This is a genomic window from Microbacterium sp. NPDC089188 (assembly GCF_040685155.1).
GTDB lineage: Bacteria > Actinomycetota > Actinomycetes > Actinomycetales > Microbacteriaceae > Microbacterium > Microbacterium galbum.
In genome coordinates, this window is sequence record NZ_JBFBHH010000001.1 from 643,829 (window position 1) to 660,326 (window position 16,498).

Sequence of the window (16,498 nt, forward strand, 5' to 3'; positions counted from 1 at the left end):
CCGGCGCCGAGCCGGTGGCATCCACACACCGCGCGCACGAACGTCAGCGTACGCCCGCGACCTCTTCCGCCACGGGGGTTGTGGATGGGACGACGATGCGATCCGCGCGGGTGTACAGGTTCATGCTCGACCCGCGGACGAAGGCGGCGAGCGTGAGGCCCGCGCGCTCGGCGAGTTCGACGGCGAGCGACGACGGCGCCGACACGGCCGAGAGCATCGGGATGCCGGCCATCACGGCCTTCTGCACGAGTTCGAAGCTCACGCGGCCCGACACCTGCAGCACCGTCTCACGCAGGGGAAGGCGGTCGTTCAGCAGAGCCCACCCGACGACCTTGTCGACGGCGTTGTGTCGACCCACGTCTTCGCGGGCGACGAGGAGCTCGCCCGTCGTGCCGTCGAAGAGTGCGGCCCCGTGGAGGCCGCCGGTCTTGTCGAACGTCTTCTGCTGCTCGCGCAGCCGGTCGGGGAAGGCCGCGACATCGTGTGCCGGCACCGACAGCGCGTCACGGGAGACGTCGTAGGTCGAGACCTTCTCGACCGCCTCGATCGACGCGGTGCCGCACACCCCGCACGAGCTCGTCGTGTAGAAGGAGCGGGCGATGTCGGGGGAGGGCAGGGCCACGCCCGGCGCGAGCGTGAGGTCGAGCACGTTGTAGGTGTTGCCGTCGGCGCCTCCCGTGCCCGGACCGCCGCAGTGGATCGCGCGGGCGAACTGGTCGCCGCGGCTGATCACGCCCTCCGACACGAGGAAGCCGGCGGCGAGCTCGACGTCGTGGCCGGGCGTGCGCATCGTCACGGCGAGCGGCGATCCGGCGACGCGGATCTCGAGCGGCTCCTCGACCGCGATGGCATCCGGTCGCTGTCGGTTCGCCCCCTCGAGGGTGATGCGCGTCACCCGGCGCGAGGTGGTGAGACGGCCCATGTCAGGACCGCACCGACGGGAGCTGGGGGGACATGGGTCGAGCGTACGCCCGGCCGACGCGGGATCGGCCCGGGAACCCCACGTTCCCGGGCCGGTGGTACGGCGTCCTCGATCAGGCCGTGACGGTGCGACGACCCCGCACGCGCACCACGGCGCCGGCGACGAGGGCTCCCGCGATCGGGGCGACGATGAAGACCCACAGCTGGCTCAGCGGCAGGGTTCCGCCGTAGACGGCGGTGGCGATCGACCGTGCGGGGTTCACGCTCGTGTTGCTGATCGGGATGCTGATGAGGTGGATGAGCGTCAGCGTGAGGCCGATGCCGATCGGGGCGAACGCCTGGTACTCGGCCTTGGCGGTGACCGAGAGGATCACCGCGAGGAAGATGCCGGTGAGCACGGCCTCGGCGACGAACACCGCCGCGAGGCCGTAGCCGCCCGGGCTGCCCTCGCCGAAGCCGTTCGAGGCGAAGCCCGCCTCCTGCGCAGCGGCGAATCCGTCGGGGCGCCCCGCGAGCACGAGCGCGATGACGCTGGAGGCCAGGATGCCGCCGATCAGCTGCGCGAGGATGTACCCCGGCACGTGGCGGGCGTCCGTACGGCCGGCCGCCAGCAGACCGAGGGTCACGGCGGGGTTGAAGTGGCCACCGCTGATGTGGCCGACCGCCGCGATGCCCGCGACCAGGGTCAGGCCGAAGGCCAGGGCCACGCCGAGGAAGCCCACGCCGGCCTGGTTGTCGTCGGCGCTGGGGAAGTTCGCCGCGAACAGCGCCGTGCCCACCCCGCCCAGCACCAGCAGGAAGGTGCCGAACAGCTCCGCGGCGTACCGCGCGGGCGACGACCAGCTGCCCGCCTTCTGCCGCTGCTGCTCCGAGGTGGAATCCGCGATGTCGACCGGCTCGTTGCGCTTCTTGTCCTTCTTGCCCATGATGCTCCGTTCTGTCCGTTCCCACGGGTGTGTCGGGGGGATGACGTTGCGAGCAGGGCGAGTGTCACACCCGAATTCCTCGGATGCCGCCGCAACCCCCGAATGATGGCGACACGAAACGAACGGGAGGTGGCGCTTGACCCTCCCGCCACGACAGCGATATACGCCGTAAGCGCATTCGCTGACATACACATCGCGAAAGGAATTTCAATCCCGGCGTGACGATTCCGAAAGCCGGTACGTCTTAGTGATGTAGGCCGAAGCGCCCACCCCGAATCATCGGGTCACGACATCGAAAGGCACGGACATGGCTGAGAACGCCCCCACCACCCCCGCTGCGCAGAACGTCCCCCAGTCGGCGTCGCGCGTGAACCGTCCCCTCGCCGCGCGCGGTCAGGAGACCCACACCGAGGGCAAGACCACGATCGCCGAGGGCGTCGTCGCCAAGGTCGCCGGCATCGCCGCCCGTGAGGTCAACGGCGTGTTCGCGCTCGGCGGCGGCGGAGCCCGCGCGCTCGGCGCCATCCGCGACGCCATCAACGCCACCGACCTGACGCAGGGCGTCAAGGTCGAGGTGGGCGAGACCCAGGCCGCCGCCGACGTCACCATCGTCGTCGAGTACGGCGCCCCGATCCAGGAGGTCGCCGACCAGGTCCGCGGTCGCGTCGCGGGTGCGATCAGCCGTCTCGTCGGTCTCGAGGTCGTCGAGGTCAACGTCGATGTGAACGACGTCCACATCCCGGGCGACGACAACAACGACGCCGAGTCCGAGAAGCGCGTCCAGTGAGCGCCACGACGAAGGGCGCTCTCGCCGGCCTCGTGCTGGCCCTCAGCGCTCTGATCTTCGGCTTCTGGGGATTCATCCTCGTCGCCCTCTTCATGGCGATCGGTGTGGTCGTCGCCCGCATCACCGCGGGTGAGATCGACTTCCGCAACGTCGTCAACGCCTTCAAGGGTCGGAGCACATCGTGACCACCGTCACCGCTTCCCCCGGGGTCGGCAGCCGCAGCGCGGTTGCCGGCCCCGGCCTCCCGGCCGGCCGGGTGAACATCGCCGACCGCGTGCTGCAGAAGACGGCCGAGCGCGCCGCCGCCGACATCATCGGGGTGGATGCCAAGGGCGTCCACGTCGAGATCGTCTCGGCCCGCGACACCGCCGCCGTGCGCGTGACGTCGCCGTTCCCGGTGCCGCGTCTCGACGACACCGCGGCCGTCCAGGCCGCCACCCCCGTGCTCGACGCGGCCGCTGCCGCCCAGAGCGAACTGCGCACGCGCCTGTCGCGGCTGTTCGGCCGCGAGATCTCGCGCGTCGACCTGACCATCTCGGGCGCCACCGCCCCCCAGCGAAAGCGAGTGCTGTGATGACTGACGCCGTGCTCCGCACCGTCGTGCGTCGCGAGACGCACTCCCCGCGCACCGTGGCCATGCTCGTCGTGGTCGTGCTGCTCCTGCTCGTCCTGGCGTACGCCGCGGTCGAGATCATCCTCGCCCTCACCGGTGCCCAGCCGCTGCTGGTCTCGCCCGGCGAGGCTCTCAGCGCCGTCGTCGCAGCCCCGACCGCTCTCATGCCGGTCGCCTTCATCGTCGGCGGCGTCGTGCTCGCGATCCTCGGACTCATCGTCCTCGTGATCGCCCTCAAGCCCGGGCGCCTGTCGCGTCACGAGATGGAGTGGGGCCAGCGTGCCGTCGTCGTCGACAACGGCGTCGTGGCATCCGCCCTGGCTCAGCACCTCAGCAACGAGTCCGGGATCGCCCGTGACGACATCGTCGTGGGCGTCGCCCACCGCGCCGTCGACGTGACGGTGCGCCCCCCGGTCGGCATCCCGGTCGACGAGGCGCAGCTGCGCCGGATCGTCGACGCCGAGGTCGCCGCCTACAAGCTCACCCCCGCCGTGCGCACTCACCTGCGCATCGAGCGTCCCGACACCAAGGAGTCCTGATGAACGCCACGCGTCGCGGTCTGAACCGCTTCATCCTCTTCCTGGTCGCCCTCGTGCTGCTCGGCCTGGGCGCTCTGGCGCTCGTCGTCGGACTGCTGCCCGGTGGCGCCGACACCTGGACCTCCGTCATGGGCGGATTCCAGGGCTGGCTCGAGTCGCTGGGCCGTGACTCGGCGGGCTGGGGTGCCGTCGCCGCCTTCGTGGTGCTCGCGATCATCCTCATCGTCGTCGCGTCGGCCGCCGTGCGCGGGCGCCGCCACGCTGCGCTGCAGTCCACCGGCAGCGCGAACGACGCCGGTCGCATCACCGTCACCGACGGTTTCGCCTCGGAGGCGCTGAAGAACGCGCTCGCCGAGCGTGACGAGATCCTCTTCTCGCGCATCACCGCCGGCGAGATCAAGAACGAGTCGGTCCTGCATGTCGCGGTCACCCCGCGACAGAACACCTCGCCGCGCCAGGTGGCGGAGCACGTCGACACGCTCGTCACCAACCTCGCCACCCTCACGGGCCAGAACCTGCGCGCGTACATCTCCATCCACTCGGGTCTGCGTGCGAAGCTCGCTCGCGACAACACCCGCGTGCACTGACCCCCCACGAGGAGACGTCATGACCACCATCGATGCCACCATCGACCCGCCCGACCTGGATGCCGCGGCGAGCCTCGCCGCCACGGCTGCCGGCTCCGTGCCGGGCGTCCACGCCCTGGGCAGCCTGCTCGGCCGCGCGTCGGATGCCGTCCGTGAGCGCGTGGGCCTGGCCAGCACCGCTCCCGGCGTGAAGATCGACACCGACCGCGCCGATTCGGTCACGGCGACGATCTCGCTGGTCGTCGACTATCCGCACAAGCTCCACGAGGTGTCGGACGCGGTGCGTACCGCCGTCCGCACGGCCCTCGAGCCGCTCGGACGCGGGCGCATCGACGTCGACGTGGTCGTGACCGGCGTCTTCGGCCCGTTCGACCGCGACGTCGTCGCCGAGGCGGAGGAGAAGGCGGACGCCGCGACGGCCGTCGTGCGCGAGAAGGCTGAGGCGGCGGGCGACCGCGCCCGCGAGATCGCCGGTGAGGCGAAGGAGAGGGCGGATGCCGCGTCGGCGGCGGTGCGCGAGCAGACGGCCGACGCTGCTGCCGTCGTGCGCGAGAAGGCCGATGACGCCGCGAAGGCGCTCGGCGACGCGAAGGACGCCGCCTCCGACCTCGCCGCCGGAGCGGCCGCTGCGGCCGGGGAGTTCGCCCGTCAGAACGCCGAGGCCACGCGCCGTGAGCAGGCGGAGGCCGACATCGACGCCGCCGACCGCGTGACCGAGGGTCTCGAGCCGACCGACGAGGGCTCGGCCCTGGACAGCACCGACCCCGTCGCCGAGAGCGAGCGCGCCGACGTGCGCGGTGTCGAGGAGCGCGCCGACGTGCGCGACGTCGTCGCCGAAGCGCTCGAAGACGCCGCGGTCGACATCGCGATCGCGGCCGACGAGGTGCGCGCCGACGACGAGACGCCGGCCGTCGACGGCGTGCAGTCGGTCGTGGAGGACGAGCGACCGCGGAGCTGAGATCACAGACGTGAGAGGGCGCCCCGGCTTCGGCGGGGGCGCCCTCTCATCGTGAGGCGAGGCCTACTGCGCCGTCGCGTTGTCGTACGCGCGCTGCGCGGCCTGCTGCGCGTCGGCCAGGGCCTGCTCGGTCGTCTTGTCGCCCAGCAGAGCCGCGGTGATGGCGTTGTTCAGCTCGTTCTGGATGTCCTGGCCGGCGGGAGACGAACCGAACGACCGGCCGGAGCCGACGACGTCGTAGTAGGTGGAGATGACCTGATCGAACCCGCTGTCGCCGGTGGGCGTGACGTACTGCGACCGGATCTTCTCGTCGGCCTCGGGCGACCCGGTGAACAGGCCCGTGTTGAGTCCGCCCTTGCCCTCGATGGTCGCGGCGCGCGCGGCGCCGGCCGCCATCCACGCCTCGGTCGAGGTCAGATCGGTCATCCACGCGCACGCCGCGGCGGGATTCTTCGCCCCCGCGGGGATCACGAACGCGGTGCCGGAGGCGAGGGAGAACGGCTGGCCCTCGGCATCCCGGAAGGGGACCGCCTGCAGGGAGATCTGATCGCGGTAGGCGCTCAGCACGTTCGGGTACCACTGGTTGGCGACCTGCGCGCCGACCTGGTTCGACACGAACTGGTTCGCGTCGCCGAAGGTGTCGAACGAGTCGGTGAAGCTCTTCACCGCGGCGTACCCGCCTTGCGCGTCGGTGATCCTCTTCAGTGCGTCGATGCCCGCGGCGTTCGAGGGGTCGTCGAGGGTGGGCTTGCCGGTGTCGTCGGTGAGCTGCCCGCCCATGCCCAGCACCCACAGGCCGCCCTGTCCGGTGGCGACGGGATCGAATCCGAGGCGGGTCGGGGTGCTGCCCGAGCCCTGATAGATCTTGCCGATCGCGGCGAGGAGGCCGTCCATGTCGGAGGTGTCGAAGGCGTCGGGGCTCACGCCCGCCTCGTTCAGCACGTTCATGTTCAGCAGGATCGCGGGCGGCTGATAGAACTGCGACACCGCGTAGACGGCGTCCTCGTACGTGACGTCGTCCACGACGTTCTGGTACCACCGGTCGGTGGGGGTCACGCCCTTCGCCTCGAAGCACGCATCGAGCGGCATCAGCAGTCCTTGAGCGGCGTAGGTCGTCACGTACCGGCGGTCCATCTGCACGACGTCGGGCACGTTGCCGCCGGCGATGCGGGTCGTGAACTTCTGCGCGTCGAAGGCCGTGGCATCCAGGGTCACCTGCACGTCGGGGAGCTGCTCCGCGGCGTAGTCGAGGCGCGACTGGCCCACGTCGTCGGCGTTCTCGAAGCCCCACGCCGCGAGGGCGCCGCTCGGCGTGGCGGAGAAGTCGACGTCGGCCGCCTGCTCCTCGGCGCCGCCACCGCTGCAGGAAGTCAGGAGGAGGGCGGATGCCGCGACCGCGGCGACACCGGCGAGGGAGCGTTTGCGCATGATGGGTCCTTTCGGGACGGGGGGATCTCAGCCCTTACGGCCTTGGGTGGCGACGCCCTCGACGAAGTACCGCTGGCCGAAGGCGAAGATGATGAGCATCGGGAGGGTCACCAGGAGGGAGGCGACCATCACGTACTGGTAATCGCCCTGACCGCCCGCACTCGGGCTGTACTTCGTCATCGCGTAGGCGATGCCGAGCGGGGCGGTGAAGTCCTCGACGCTGCCGGCGTTGAGGTAGATGAGCGCCGCCTGCAGGTTGTTCCAACTGGCCTGGAACTCGAAGAGGAACACGATGATGAACGACGGGATCGACAGCGGCATCGCTATGCGCCAGAACAGTCCCCAGGCGCTGCAGCCGTCGAGCCGCGCCGCCTCGAACAGCTCGCGGGGGACGCCGAGGAAGAACTGCCGCTGCAGGAAGATGTAGAAGGCGCTGCCGAACAGGTTCATGCCCCACAGCGGCACCCACGTGCCGAGCAGGCCCGTCTCCTTCCAGATCAGGTAGATCGGGATCATCGTCACCGCGCCCGGCAGCATCATCGTGGCCAGCACAAGGCCGAACAGCAGTCCGCGGCCGGGGAAGCGGAAGTAGGCGAAGCCGAAGGCGACGATCGAGCTCATCACCGCCACGGTGGTGGCGGCGAGCAGGGCGATCGCGACGCTGTTGAACATCCAATTCAGCAGCGGCAGCTGGTTCCACACCTCGGCGTAGTTGCCCGGCAGGAACGTCTTCGGGATGAGGGCGTTGTCGAACACCTCACCGCGCGGCTTGAGGCTCGCCGCGAGCAACCATGCGAAGGGATAGAGGAACAGCAGCGCGAACAGCACCAGCACCGCCGCGAGCGCGACGCGGCCGGCGAGGGTCTTCGGCTGGCTGAGCGCCCGGCGCCAGCGTCTGCGGGGCGGGACGACGAGTTCGGGACGCGCCTGCGCGACCCCGGGCGTCTGCAGGGTCGTGGCCATCAGCGGTCCCCCTCGTAGTAGACGAAGCGGTTGCCCAGGCGCACCTGCACGAGCGTGATGAGCAGGATGATCACGAACAGCAGCCACGCCATGGCGGCGGCGAACCCGAAGTTGAACTGCCGGAACGCCTGCTGGAAGAGGTAGATCGCATAGAACAGGGATGCTTCGGGCGAGGCGTTGCTCTGATCGCGCCAGAACAGCAGGTACGCCTGGTCGAACACCTGGAACGCAGCGATCGTCAGCACGATGACGTTGAAGAACATCGCGCCCGAGATCATCGGCAGGGTGATCGAGAAGAACCGGCGGATCGGCCCCGCGCCGTCGATCTGCGCGACCTCGTGGAGATCGACGGGCACGTTCTTGATCGCCGCGAGGAAGATCACCATGGTGCCGCTGACGGTCCACAGCGCCATGATGACGATGCTCGGCTTGACCCACGCGGGGTCGACGAGCCACTGCGGACCCTGGATGCCGATGGCCCCGAGTGCCTGGTTGATCGCGCCGGAGTTGCCGTTGAGCAGCAGGAAGAACACCGCTGCCGTCGCCACCGCCGGCGTCATCTTGGGCAGGTAGTAGAGCGTGCGGAAGATGCCGGCGCCGCGACCGACGCGGCTCAGCAGCAGCGCCAGGAAGAGAGCGAAGGCGATCTCGAGCGGCACCGCCATGACGGCGTAGAACAGGGTGTTGCCGAGTGACACGGCCACCCGCGGGTCTTCGAAGAGCTGGGCGTAGTTGGCGGCCCCGACCGGCCGGGCGGCGCCGGTGGCGAGGTTGTAGCTCGAGAACGAGATGACGAGGCTGTAGATCATCGCCCCCGCCGTGAAGACGAGGAAGCCGATGATCCACGGTGAGATGAACAGGTAGCCCGCGATCGCTTCGCGGCGGTTGTATTTGACCCTCTGTCGAGGAGGTCGGCGGTGCTTTCCGGCGGTGTCGCTCTCGGTGGCAGGGGTGGAGGAGACGGTCACCGGCAGGACCGGTCGGCGGCGGAGGACCCGGGGATGATGTCGCGCATTGTCTTCTCCTTTCGCGCGCCGTCTCGGCATCGAGAAGCGCTTCGCCAGGGTCGGGAAGTGCTCCGAGAAGGTCCAGGGCGTTGCCAAGACGTCGGCGACGTGCGATAAGCGCTCGGCCGGGCCGACGGCGCGTCATCCCTCCGCGAGATCGCACGATCGGCACGCCGTCGCACGCCGACCGACGCCACCGGCGGGCGTGATCCCGCGCGGATCGTGCGACTCGCGGGGGCGTCGCGCGGGGCGGACCGCGGCGCCGTCAGAGCGCGCGGAGGTAGCGCCGGGTCATCCACGCCTGCACGAGCCGACCGACCGGCGCGCCGACCCGCGTGAACCAGCGCCCCGGGCGCGAGAACGCGGCGATGTCGAACACCACCTCGCCCGACGGTCGCAGCGTGAGCGTGAACCGTTCCTCCCCGCGCTCGGGGTGCCCCGGCAGCGTGCCGTAGGCGAATCCCGCGACGGTGTCGGAGCGTTCGGCCCACACCACGAGGCACGGGATACGGAAGCTCAGGATGCCGACCCCCAGGCGCATCGTCACGCGGGTGCCCTCGCGCATCGGCGTCTCGCTCAGCACGACGCGCGCTCCCGCCCGGCGCTGCGCCTCACCCGCGAGGAGGGCATCGGCGGCGCGCGCGAAGACGTCCGACCCGCGGCCGATCACCCGGTGGGCGCGTACGTGGTGGGAGCCCGCGGGCATCTCGCCGGCGGTCGCGCCGACCTCCGTGTAGGTCAGGCCGTCCATGCGCACACGGTAGCGGGGTGCGGCGGCCGGACGACCCGGGTTGCGGTCGGCGCCGGCCTCCCGCGCCGGCGCCGGGCGGCGAAGCCTACGCTGAGCACATGCCCCTCCTCCTCCCCGGATCCGCCGCGTGATCGACGTCGCCGAGCACCTCGCGACGATCCTCGAGGCGGTGCGGCCCCTCGACCCCGAGCCGCGCGACGTCGCCGCCGCGCGCGGCCGGGTGCTCCGGCATCCGGTCACGGCCGCCGTCGACGTGCCGGGCTTCGACTCCTCCGCGATGGACGGCTTCGCCGTGCGCGACCTCGACGCCCCGGGGACCCTGCGCGTGGTCGCCGACCTCCCCGCCGGCACCGACCTCGACCCGCGGATGGATGCCGGCGACGCCGCTCGCATCATGACCGGGGCGCCCGTGCCCACCGACGCCACCGCCGTCGTCCCGTTCGAAGACACCGCGCGCGGTCTCGACGGGGGCCTCGAGCCCGTCGACGTCGTCGTCGCCCCGCGGGCGCCGGGCGCGCACATCCGCCGCCGCGGCTCGGACGTGCGGGCGGGCGAACTCGTCGTCGAGGCCGGCGTGCGCCTGACCGCAGCGCGGATCGGCGCGATCGCGGCATCCGGTGTCGGCGTCGTCGAGGTCTCGCGCGCCGCCCGCGTGGCCGTGGTGTCGACCGGGTCGGAGCTCGTCGCGCCCGGCGCCGAGCTGCGTCGTGGGCGGATCCCGGAGTCGAACAGCGTGCTGCTCGCCGGCCTTGCCGAAGAGGCCGGGGCCGAGGTCGTGCTGCGCACGAGCGTCGACGACTCCGGCGACGGCCCGCGCCGCGCGATCGCCGCCGCCGAGGCCGCCGGCGCCGACGTCGTCGTCTTCTCGGGCGGCGTGAGCGCGGGCGCGTACGAGGTCGTGAAGAACACCCTCGGCGACCTCATGCGGTTCGACCGCGTGCGCATGCAGCCGGGCAAGCCCCAGGGCTTCGGGCGCGCCCCGGGCGGTCTGCTGCTCTTCGGGCTCCCGGGTAATCCCGTGAGCGCGGCGGTGTCGTTCGAGCTGTTCGTGCGCCCGGCGCTGCGCGCACTCGAGGGCGACGTCGAGCCGAGCCGTGCGCGTGTGCGGATCGCGCTGGCCGCCGGGTGGCGGGCGAGGGCCGACAAGACGCAATACGTCCCCGTGACGATCGACCGCAGCGATCCCGCGCGGTGGTGGGCGACGCCCACGGCCCGCGGCACCCGGGGATTCGGCACCGCCGAGGGGCTCGCGGTGATCCCGCCGACCGTGGCCGATCTCGTCGCGGGCGACACGGTCTCGGTGGCCCTGTGGTGAGCGTCGACGCGATCCTGCTCGCCGGTGGTCGCGGCTCACGGGTCGGAGGTGCGGTGAAGCCGCTCTTCGAGGTCGGGGGCTCGACGCTGCTCGCCGCCGCGGTCGCCGCGGTGCGAGCCGGCGGCGCGCGGCGCATCGTCGTCGTCGCACCGGTGCTCGACGCCTCCCTCGACGTGGAGTGGGTGCGCGAGGACCCGCCCTTCGGTGGTCCGGTCGCCGCCGCCGTCGCGGCGCTGGACACGGTGGATGCCGACGAGGTCTACGTCATCGCCTGCGACCTCGCCGCACCGGCTGCGCCCGTCGAGCGGCTCGCCGCCCCGCTGCCGCCCGGAGCCGACGGGGCGTGTCTCGACGACGGCCGACGCCAGTGGCTCCTCGGCCGCTATCGCACCGCGGCGCTGCGGGCAGCGGCATCCGCTCTTACCGATGCGGGGCGCGATGCCTCGATGCGCGCGTTGCTCGGGGGGCTGGTGATCGCATCGATCCCGGCCCCCGCGAGCGAGACGCACGACATCGACACGTGGGACGATCTCCGCAGAGCCCGAGGAGGAGCCATGACCGAGAACCGCACCCTGCCGCCCGAGGCGCTGAACGACTGGAGCGCCGCGCTCGCCGAACGCTTCGGCCTGGCCGACGGCGACATCCCCATCTCGCTCATCCTCGACCTCGCTCGCGACGTCGCGAACGGCGTCGCCCGCCCCGCCGCTCCGCTCAGCGCCTTCGTGGCCGGACTCGTCGCGGGCCGCGCCGGCGGGACGCCCGCCGACACCGCGGCCGCCGTCGCCGCCGTCGTCGAAATGGCGCGCGAGTGGGAGAGTCGCTGATCCGCGATGCCGGAGTGGCTCGCCGTCGTCCTCGGTGTGCTCGCCGGTCTCGTCATCCTGTGGCTGGCCCTCGTGGCGGTGCTGTGGGTGCAGCAGAAGCGCTCGGGCGGGGCGGTCGATTGGCGTGCCGTGCTGCGTCTGGCGCCCGACGTGGTGCGACTGATCCGCCGGGTGGCGGCTGACCCGACGGTGCCGCGGGCGACGCGGTGGTGGCTGGGCGGACTGCTGGTGTATCTGCTGCTCCCGATCGACCTCATCCCCGACTTCCTGCCGGTGATCGGCTATGCCGACGACGCGATCGTGGTCGTGATCGCTCTGCGCTTCGCGATCCGGCACGCGGGGATGCCGGCGATCGAGCGGCACTGGCCGGGGACGCCGGAGGGGCTGCGAAGCGTGCTGACGCTGGTCGGCGCCGCGCGGTGAGGGTCAGGCCGCCGTCAGGACGTCGACGGCGAAGTCGTGCGCGATCGCGGCGAGACGCGAGCCGTTCGTCCACAGGCGCGAACACCCCGCGTGCTGGGCGATGGCGAGGTGCAGAGCGTCCGCCGTCCGCAGACCCGGGTTCCTCGCCCGCAGGCGCGCCGCGCTCAGATAGGCGTCGGGCCCGGCCGACAACATCTCGAAGCGCTCGAAGATGCTCCACATCCGCAGCTGCGGCTCGGCGTACCCGTCGCGCATCGGACCGACCATGGCTTCGAGCATGACGAGCGGACTCGCGGCCAGGGCGGAGTCCGTCTCGGCCAGCGCCTGGCGGGCCCGGTCGCCGAGCTCGTCGTCGCGCTCGACCGCGTAGATCACCAGGCAACTGTCGACGTAGATCACGCTCCGGCGACCCGGTTCTCGGCGATGATCTCCTCGATCTGCTCGACGGGTCGCGCCAGCTCCGGCGTCAACGGATTCTCTCGCAGCCACGTCGCGACGGCGGTCCCAGGTGGTTCCGCCGCGTCGAACGGAACGATCCGTGCCACCGGAACGCCGCGTCTCGCGATGGTGACTTCTGCTCCCGATTCGACGTCGGCGATCAGCCGCGACAGATTGTTGCGCGCCTCCAGGACGTTGTACATCATGGCCGCATCCTAGCCATGTACCTGGCTAGACCGACTCTACCGCCCCACGTATTCGCCCCTCGGGCGAAGCCGCATCGCGGGCTCGGCGTATTCCGCGGCGATGTGCGCGATCCACCCCGCGAGTCGGCCGACGACGAAGATCGTGCTCGCGGCGTCCTCGGGCAGACGGGCGGCGGATGCCAACGCGGCCAGCGCCAGATCCACGTTGGGCCGCAGGCGCGCCCGCGCGGCGACGACCTCCGAGAGCCGGTGCACGGCATCCATCGTCGCGGCCCCGTCGGGGAGAGCGGCGATGAACGGGAAGAGGGCGTCGGCGCGGTCGTCGACGTCGCGATAGAGCGGGTGGCCGAAGCCCGGGATGCCGTTGCCGTCCTGCAGCGCCTCGGCCAAGGCCCGCTCGGGGTCGAGGCCCCGGCGCACACGCGTGAGCAGCCGTGCCGTGCGCGTGGCGGCGGAGATGTGCAGGGGGGAATCCGCCGCCCCGAGGGCGGCGCTGACGGCGGCGTATCCGTCGGCGCGCGCCGACGCGGCCACACGGGCGGCGAATGTCGAGACTGCGAGGTCGTGATCGATGAGCAGCACGAGAGCCGCGTTGACGGCGGGGCCGACGGATGCCGGGGCGTTCCACGCCCGGGCCAGCGACAGCGCGATGTCATGGTCGGGGTCACCGCCGAGGGCGACCGGGAGACCGGTGAGCAGCGTCCACCCGATGCGGTGCAGCGTGGCCGGGGAGGCGTCGTGCCGCAGGGGATCGTCGGCGGCGAAGCCGGTGAGGGCGGCGCGCAGGCGGTCCATGGCACCGGCGTGCGGCGGCAGCGCCGCCACCATCTCGCGCGCGCTCCCGATGGCGGGGTCGGGGGCATCGACGCGCTCGGCATCCCAGAGCCACGCGACGACCTCGGCGAACGGGCGGTCGACGAGATCGCGGGCGCGGCGACCGCGGTAGAGCAGCTCGTCGTCCTCGATGTCGGCGATGTCGGTGTGCACGACCCCCAGCGGCATGCCGGTGGTGGGGTGCGAGGGCGCCTGTGCGGCGGCGCGTCGCCTCCCGGTCGCGAAGGCCTCGACCTCGAGGGCGTCGAAGGTCGATCCGCGCGCGTCGCGCTCGCGGCCGAGCAGCCCGCGGGAGACGTAGGCGTACACCGTCTCGGGCTTGACGCCGAGTCGGGCGGCGGCTTGGGCGGCGTTGAGGCGGGGGAGGGGCGCTGGCATCTTGATCCGATCAACGTTGACGCTGTCGACGTCATGTTCGCACACTGAGCGCATGAGCGATCTGATCGAGGTGCCCCGCGGACTCAACGGCGTCGTGGCCGCCGAGACGGCCATCAGCGACGTCGACGGCACGGCCGGCTTCTACCAGTACCGCGGCCACTCCGCGGTCGACCTGGCCCGCACCCGCACCTTCGAGGACGTCTGGCACCTGCTCGTCGTCGGCGGGCTGCCCGATGACCCGGGCGCCTTCGCCGAGCGGATCGCCGCGGCGCAGGCGGACGACCGGATGCCGCCTCTGATCGCCGCCGTGCGGGAGCACAGCGATCACCCGCTCGCGGTGCTCCGCGCGGTGTGGACGCTGGCGGCATCCCTCCGCCGCTCCCCGGCGCTCTACGACCTCGACGAGTCCGGGAGGCTCGACGAGGCGATCGCCTTCGCCGCGATGGCGCCGCTCGCACTCGCTCCGGCTGCGGAACGGATGCCGGCGGGCCGCGGCCTCGTGTCCGACTACCTCGAGCGTGTGTCCGGCGTCGTCCCCGATGACGTGCACGTGCGCGCCCTGTCGGCCTACCTCGTCGCGGCGATGGACCACGGCTTCAACGCCTCGACGTTCACGGCTCGGGTCGTCGCGTCGACCGGGGCCGACATGGCGGCGTGCCTGACCGCTGCGCTCGGGGCGCTGTCGGGACCGCTTCACGGGGGAGCTCCGGCGCGCGCCCTCGACAGCCTCGACGCCGCGGGCGCCGACCCCGGCGCGTGGATCGCGGGGGAGTTGTCGGCCGGACGACGACTCATGGGCTTCGGGCACGCGGTGTATCGCACGGCGGATCCGCGGTCGGAGCTCCTGCGCGAGGTCGCGCGCGGTCTCGGCGGCGACCGGGTGCAGCAGGCGCTGGCGTTCCAGGCGGAGGCGGAGCGGCAGCTCGCCGCGCGGCATCCGGAGCGGCCCCTCCGGGCGAACGTCGAGTTCTTCGCCGCCGTCGTGATGGAGCAATGCGGCATCCCCCGTGAGATGTTCACGCCGACCTTCGCCCTCGCCCGGACGATCGGCTGGACGGCGCACGTGCTCGAACAGGCGCGCGACCCGAAGATCATCCGGCCCTCGGCGCGGTACGTGGGGCCGGCGCTGATGCGCTGAGGAGGGGCTCACGGTCCCCCGGACGATCGGTCGGATGCCGCGGACGAACGGCCCGGCGCGAACCACGATCGCCCGCGAGCATCGGAGGATGACCACCACCGCTCCCGTTCCCACGCCCGTCGCCGGGCCGTCCACGATGCGTTACGGCGGACTGATCGTCGTCATGCTGCTGAGCTTCCTGCTCGTCACCGCCGAGTTCCTCCCCAACGGCGTGCTCACCGAGATGGCCGCCTCGCTCGGCGTCACCGCGGGTCAGGCCGGTCAGACGGTCACCGTCACCGCGCTCGCCGGGCTCCTGTTCGCCCCCACCGTGGGGCTGCTGCTGCCGCGTCTCGACCGGCGCACGCTGCTGGTCGGCGCGGCCGCCTCGGCCACCGTCTCGAGCCTGGTCGTGGCGATCGCGCCGAGCCTGCCCGCGATCCTCGTCGCCCGTTTCCTGCTGGGAGCCGCGATCAGCGCGTTCTGGTCGATGTCGATCACGGTCGCCGCGCGCCTGTCGAGCCCCGACCGCATCGGACGGGCCATGATGTTCGGCTCCGCCGGCCTCTCCCTGGCCACGGTCGCGGGCGTCCCGATCGGGGTGGCCCTGAGCGAGGCGCTCGACTGGCGCCTCGCCTTCCTCCTCGTCGCCGTCGCGACCGCGGCCGTGGGCGTCGCGGTGCGCGTGGCGCTGCCCCCGGTGCCGCCGGCCGCGGCGTCGAGTCTCGGCATCCTGTTCGACACCCTCCGGCGCCCGGGCAACACGGGTGGCATGGCCGGGCACGTGCTCGTCGTGCTGGGGCACTTCGTCGCGTACACCTACGTGCGTCTCTCGCTCGAGCGCATCCCCGACGTCGACGCGGGCACGATCGTGCTGCTGCTCGCCCTCTTCGGCGTGGGCGGATTCGTCGGCAACATCCTCGTCGGCCTCGTCGTCGACCGCGCCTTCGCGCGTCTCGCCGTCGTCGGACCCCTCGCCATCGCCCTCGCGATCGCGGCCGTCATGCTGATGCCCGGGTCGCTCGCGGTCGTCGCGATCGCCGTCGCGGTCTGGGGCTTCTTCTTCTCGTCGTGGCTGATCATCGTCAACACGTGGGTCGGCCACCGCATGCCCGACCGTCTCGAGGCCGGCGGGAGCCTCGTCGTCACGGGGTTCCAGCTCGCGATCACCATCGCTGCAGGTGTGGGTGGCATCCTCGTCGACGCGACGAGCGTGCAGACGGTAGATGCCATCGGCATCGCGCTCCTCGCCATCGGCGCCGTGCTGTTCGGAGTGTCGGTGCGCGAGCGGCGGTCCGCTCGGCCCTGAGTCGCGGTGGAGCCGGGACCGCGAGGCGGGGTGCTCGGGGGTCGGGGCGCATTCCTGCGGGTACGGGGCGGGACGCTCGGGGTTCGGGGCGCATCCCTCCGTTCGGGGCGGCATTCTTTCGCCCCGAACGCCGGATCGCGGCCCGAACGCCGGGCATCGGGACCGCGTCCCGAA

Annotated in this window: 20 protein-coding genes; 11 read left to right on the plus strand and 9 right to left on the minus strand. The window is 71.9% G+C overall.

Annotation, left to right across the window (positions count from 1 at the left end; all coding sequences use genetic code 11):
• Positions 1-43 precede the first annotated feature (43 nt).
• Positions 44-922, minus strand: coding sequence for a formate dehydrogenase accessory sulfurtransferase FdhD (gene fdhD, locus AB0N80_RS02925; protein ID WP_315994010.1), 879 nt, complete (start codon positions 920-922; stop codon positions 44-46).
• A 112-nt stretch (positions 923-1,034) separates the two neighbouring features.
• Positions 1,035-1,847: an aquaporin Z gene (aqpZ, locus tag AB0N80_RS02930; RefSeq protein WP_315994009.1), complete on the minus strand. Its 813-nt coding sequence runs from the start codon at positions 1,845-1,847 to the stop codon at positions 1,035-1,037.
• Positions 1,848-2,154: 307 nt separating this feature from the next.
• Here aqpZ and AB0N80_RS02935 point away from each other — a divergent pair, with 307 nt between their 5' ends.
• Genes AB0N80_RS02935 through AB0N80_RS02960 form a run of 6 tightly spaced genes read left to right on the plus strand, consistent with a single transcriptional unit; the run spans position 2,155 to position 5,331 of the window.
• A complete protein-coding gene (locus AB0N80_RS02935; protein ID WP_315994008.1) occupies positions 2,155-2,634 on the plus strand; it encodes an Asp23/Gls24 family envelope stress response protein in 480 nt (159 codons plus the stop codon).
• Positions 2,631-2,819, plus strand: a complete 189-nt coding sequence (locus AB0N80_RS02940) for a DUF2273 domain-containing protein (RefSeq protein WP_076673182.1) — start codon at positions 2,631-2,633, stop codon at positions 2,817-2,819. Before AB0N80_RS02935 ends, AB0N80_RS02940 begins: the two co-directional genes overlap by 4 nt.
• Entirely contained in the window at positions 2,816-3,208 is a 393-nt protein-coding gene (locus AB0N80_RS02945) for a hypothetical protein (protein ID WP_363388067.1), read from the plus strand. Before AB0N80_RS02940 ends, AB0N80_RS02945 begins: the two co-directional genes overlap by 4 nt.
• The gene (locus tag AB0N80_RS02950) at positions 3,208-3,786 is read left to right on the plus strand and encodes a DNA/RNA endonuclease G (RefSeq protein WP_363577455.1); all 579 of its coding nucleotides are present in this window, start codon (positions 3,208-3,210) and stop codon (positions 3,784-3,786) included. The genes AB0N80_RS02945 and AB0N80_RS02950 overlap by 1 nt, the downstream gene beginning before the upstream one ends.
• Complete coding sequence (locus AB0N80_RS02955; protein ID WP_363388061.1) at positions 3,786-4,373, plus strand: hypothetical protein; 588 nt, start codon at positions 3,786-3,788, stop codon at positions 4,371-4,373. Before AB0N80_RS02950 ends, AB0N80_RS02955 begins: the two co-directional genes overlap by 1 nt.
• 19 nt (positions 4,374-4,392) lie before the next feature.
• Entirely contained in the window at positions 4,393-5,331 is a 939-nt protein-coding gene (locus AB0N80_RS02960) for an Asp23/Gls24 family envelope stress response protein (protein ID WP_315994005.1), read from the plus strand.
• 63 nt (positions 5,332-5,394) lie between these two features.
• Here the strand turns inward: AB0N80_RS02960 and AB0N80_RS02965 are convergent, their stop codons facing one another.
• The 4 genes from AB0N80_RS02965 to AB0N80_RS02980 form a co-directional block, all read right to left on the minus strand.
• Positions 5,395-6,759: an extracellular solute-binding protein gene (locus tag AB0N80_RS02965; protein ID WP_363388057.1), complete on the minus strand. Its 1,365-nt coding sequence runs from the start codon at positions 6,757-6,759 to the stop codon at positions 5,395-5,397.
• A gap of 27 nt (positions 6,760-6,786) precedes the next feature.
• A complete protein-coding gene (locus AB0N80_RS02970; protein WP_363577457.1) occupies positions 6,787-7,722 on the minus strand; it encodes a carbohydrate ABC transporter permease in 936 nt (311 codons plus the stop codon).
• Complete coding sequence (locus tag AB0N80_RS02975; protein WP_363577459.1) at positions 7,722-8,690, minus strand: sugar ABC transporter permease; 969 nt, start codon at positions 8,688-8,690, stop codon at positions 7,722-7,724. Before AB0N80_RS02975 ends, AB0N80_RS02970 begins: the two co-directional genes overlap by 1 nt.
• A 304-nt stretch (positions 8,691-8,994) precedes the next feature.
• Positions 8,995-9,480 (minus strand): DUF1990 domain-containing protein, encoded by a 486-nt coding sequence (locus AB0N80_RS02980; RefSeq protein ID WP_363577461.1) that lies wholly within the window; start codon positions 9,478-9,480, stop codon positions 8,995-8,997.
• Between the two features lie 127 nt (positions 9,481-9,607).
• Here AB0N80_RS02980 and glp point away from each other — a divergent pair, with 127 nt between their 5' ends.
• Genes glp through AB0N80_RS02995 form a run of 3 tightly spaced genes read left to right on the plus strand, consistent with a single transcriptional unit; the run spans position 9,608 to position 12,042 of the window.
• Positions 9,608-10,795: a gephyrin-like molybdotransferase Glp gene (gene glp / locus AB0N80_RS02985; protein ID WP_363577463.1), complete on the plus strand. Its 1,188-nt coding sequence runs from the start codon at positions 9,608-9,610 to the stop codon at positions 10,793-10,795.
• A complete protein-coding gene (locus AB0N80_RS02990) occupies positions 10,789-11,619 on the plus strand; it encodes an NTP transferase domain-containing protein (protein WP_363577465.1) in 831 nt (276 codons plus the stop codon). The genes glp and AB0N80_RS02990 overlap by 7 nt, the downstream gene beginning before the upstream one ends.
• Before the next feature lie 6 nt (positions 11,620-11,625).
• Positions 11,626-12,042 carry a DUF1232 domain-containing protein gene (locus AB0N80_RS02995; RefSeq protein ID WP_363577467.1) on the plus strand — a complete coding sequence of 139 codons (417 nt, stop codon included), beginning with the start codon at positions 11,626-11,628 and terminating at the stop codon, positions 12,040-12,042.
• A gap of 3 nt (positions 12,043-12,045) precedes the next feature.
• Here AB0N80_RS02995 and AB0N80_RS03000 read toward each other — a convergent pair whose 3' ends face one another.
• Genes AB0N80_RS03000 through AB0N80_RS03010 form a run of 3 tightly spaced genes read right to left on the minus strand, consistent with a single transcriptional unit; the run spans position 12,046 to position 13,898 of the window.
• Positions 12,046-12,531 carry a type II toxin-antitoxin system VapC family toxin gene (locus AB0N80_RS03000; RefSeq protein ID WP_363577469.1) on the minus strand — a complete coding sequence of 162 codons (486 nt, stop codon included), beginning with the start codon at positions 12,529-12,531 and terminating at the stop codon, positions 12,046-12,048.
• Positions 12,438-12,686, minus strand: coding sequence for a type II toxin-antitoxin system prevent-host-death family antitoxin (locus AB0N80_RS03005; RefSeq protein ID WP_315993996.1), 249 nt, complete (start codon positions 12,684-12,686; stop codon positions 12,438-12,440). The genes AB0N80_RS03000 and AB0N80_RS03005 overlap by 94 nt, the downstream gene beginning before the upstream one ends.
• A gap of 36 nt (positions 12,687-12,722) precedes the next feature.
• Positions 12,723-13,898 carry a citrate synthase gene (locus AB0N80_RS03010; RefSeq protein ID WP_363577471.1) on the minus strand — a complete coding sequence of 392 codons (1,176 nt, stop codon included), beginning with the start codon at positions 13,896-13,898 and terminating at the stop codon, positions 12,723-12,725.
• Positions 13,899-13,950: 52 nt separating this feature from the next.
• On the opposite strand from AB0N80_RS03010, the gene AB0N80_RS03015 reads away from it, so the two are divergent.
• Both AB0N80_RS03015 and AB0N80_RS03020 read left to right on the plus strand, forming a co-directional pair.
• The gene (locus AB0N80_RS03015) at positions 13,951-15,036 is read left to right on the plus strand and encodes a citrate/2-methylcitrate synthase (RefSeq protein WP_315993994.1); all 1,086 of its coding nucleotides are present in this window, start codon (positions 13,951-13,953) and stop codon (positions 15,034-15,036) included.
• Positions 15,037-15,124: 88 nt separating this feature from the next.
• A complete protein-coding gene (locus tag AB0N80_RS03020) occupies positions 15,125-16,324 on the plus strand; it encodes an MFS transporter (protein ID WP_363577473.1) in 1,200 nt (399 codons plus the stop codon).
• Positions 16,325-16,498 lie beyond the last annotated feature (174 nt).

Excerpts from the sequence above, each read along its gene's own strand:
- AB0N80_RS02995 (WP_363577467.1), top strand. The coding sequence starts at position 11,626 with ATGCCGGAGTGGCTCGCCGTCGTCCTCGGTGTGCTCGCCGGTCTCGTC.
- AB0N80_RS02955 (WP_363388061.1), top strand. The coding sequence starts at position 3,786 with ATGAACGCCACGCGTCGCGGTCTGAACCGCTTCATCCTCTTCCTGGTC.
- AB0N80_RS02960 (WP_315994005.1), top strand. The coding sequence starts at position 4,393 with ATGACCACCATCGATGCCACCATCGACCCGCCCGACCTGGATGCCGCG.
- fdhD (WP_315994010.1), bottom strand. The coding sequence starts at position 922 with ATGGGCCGTCTCACCACCTCGCGCCGGGTGACGCGCATCACCCTCGAG.
- AB0N80_RS02935 (WP_315994008.1), top strand. The coding sequence starts at position 2,155 with ATGGCTGAGAACGCCCCCACCACCCCCGCTGCGCAGAACGTCCCCCAG.
- AB0N80_RS03015 (WP_315993994.1), top strand. The coding sequence starts at position 13,951 with ATGAGCGATCTGATCGAGGTGCCCCGCGGACTCAACGGCGTCGTGGCC.
- AB0N80_RS02980 (WP_363577461.1), bottom strand. The coding sequence starts at position 9,480 with ATGGACGGCCTGACCTACACGGAGGTCGGCGCGACCGCCGGCGAGATG.
- AB0N80_RS02965 (WP_363388057.1), bottom strand. The coding sequence starts at position 6,759 with ATGCGCAAACGCTCCCTCGCCGGTGTCGCCGCGGTCGCGGCATCCGCC.
- AB0N80_RS02950 (WP_363577455.1), top strand. The coding sequence starts at position 3,208 with ATGACTGACGCCGTGCTCCGCACCGTCGTGCGTCGCGAGACGCACTCC.
- aqpZ (WP_315994009.1), bottom strand. The coding sequence starts at position 1,847 with ATGGGCAAGAAGGACAAGAAGCGCAACGAGCCGGTCGACATCGCGGAT.
- AB0N80_RS03005 (WP_315993996.1), bottom strand. The coding sequence starts at position 12,686 with ATGATGTACAACGTCCTGGAGGCGCGCAACAATCTGTCGCGGCTGATC.
- AB0N80_RS03010 (WP_363577471.1), bottom strand. The coding sequence starts at position 13,898 with ATGCCAGCGCCCCTCCCCCGCCTCAACGCCGCCCAAGCCGCCGCCCGA.
- AB0N80_RS02970 (WP_363577457.1), bottom strand. The coding sequence starts at position 7,722 with ATGGCCACGACCCTGCAGACGCCCGGGGTCGCGCAGGCGCGTCCCGAA.
- AB0N80_RS03020 (WP_363577473.1), top strand. The coding sequence starts at position 15,125 with ATGACCACCACCGCTCCCGTTCCCACGCCCGTCGCCGGGCCGTCCACG.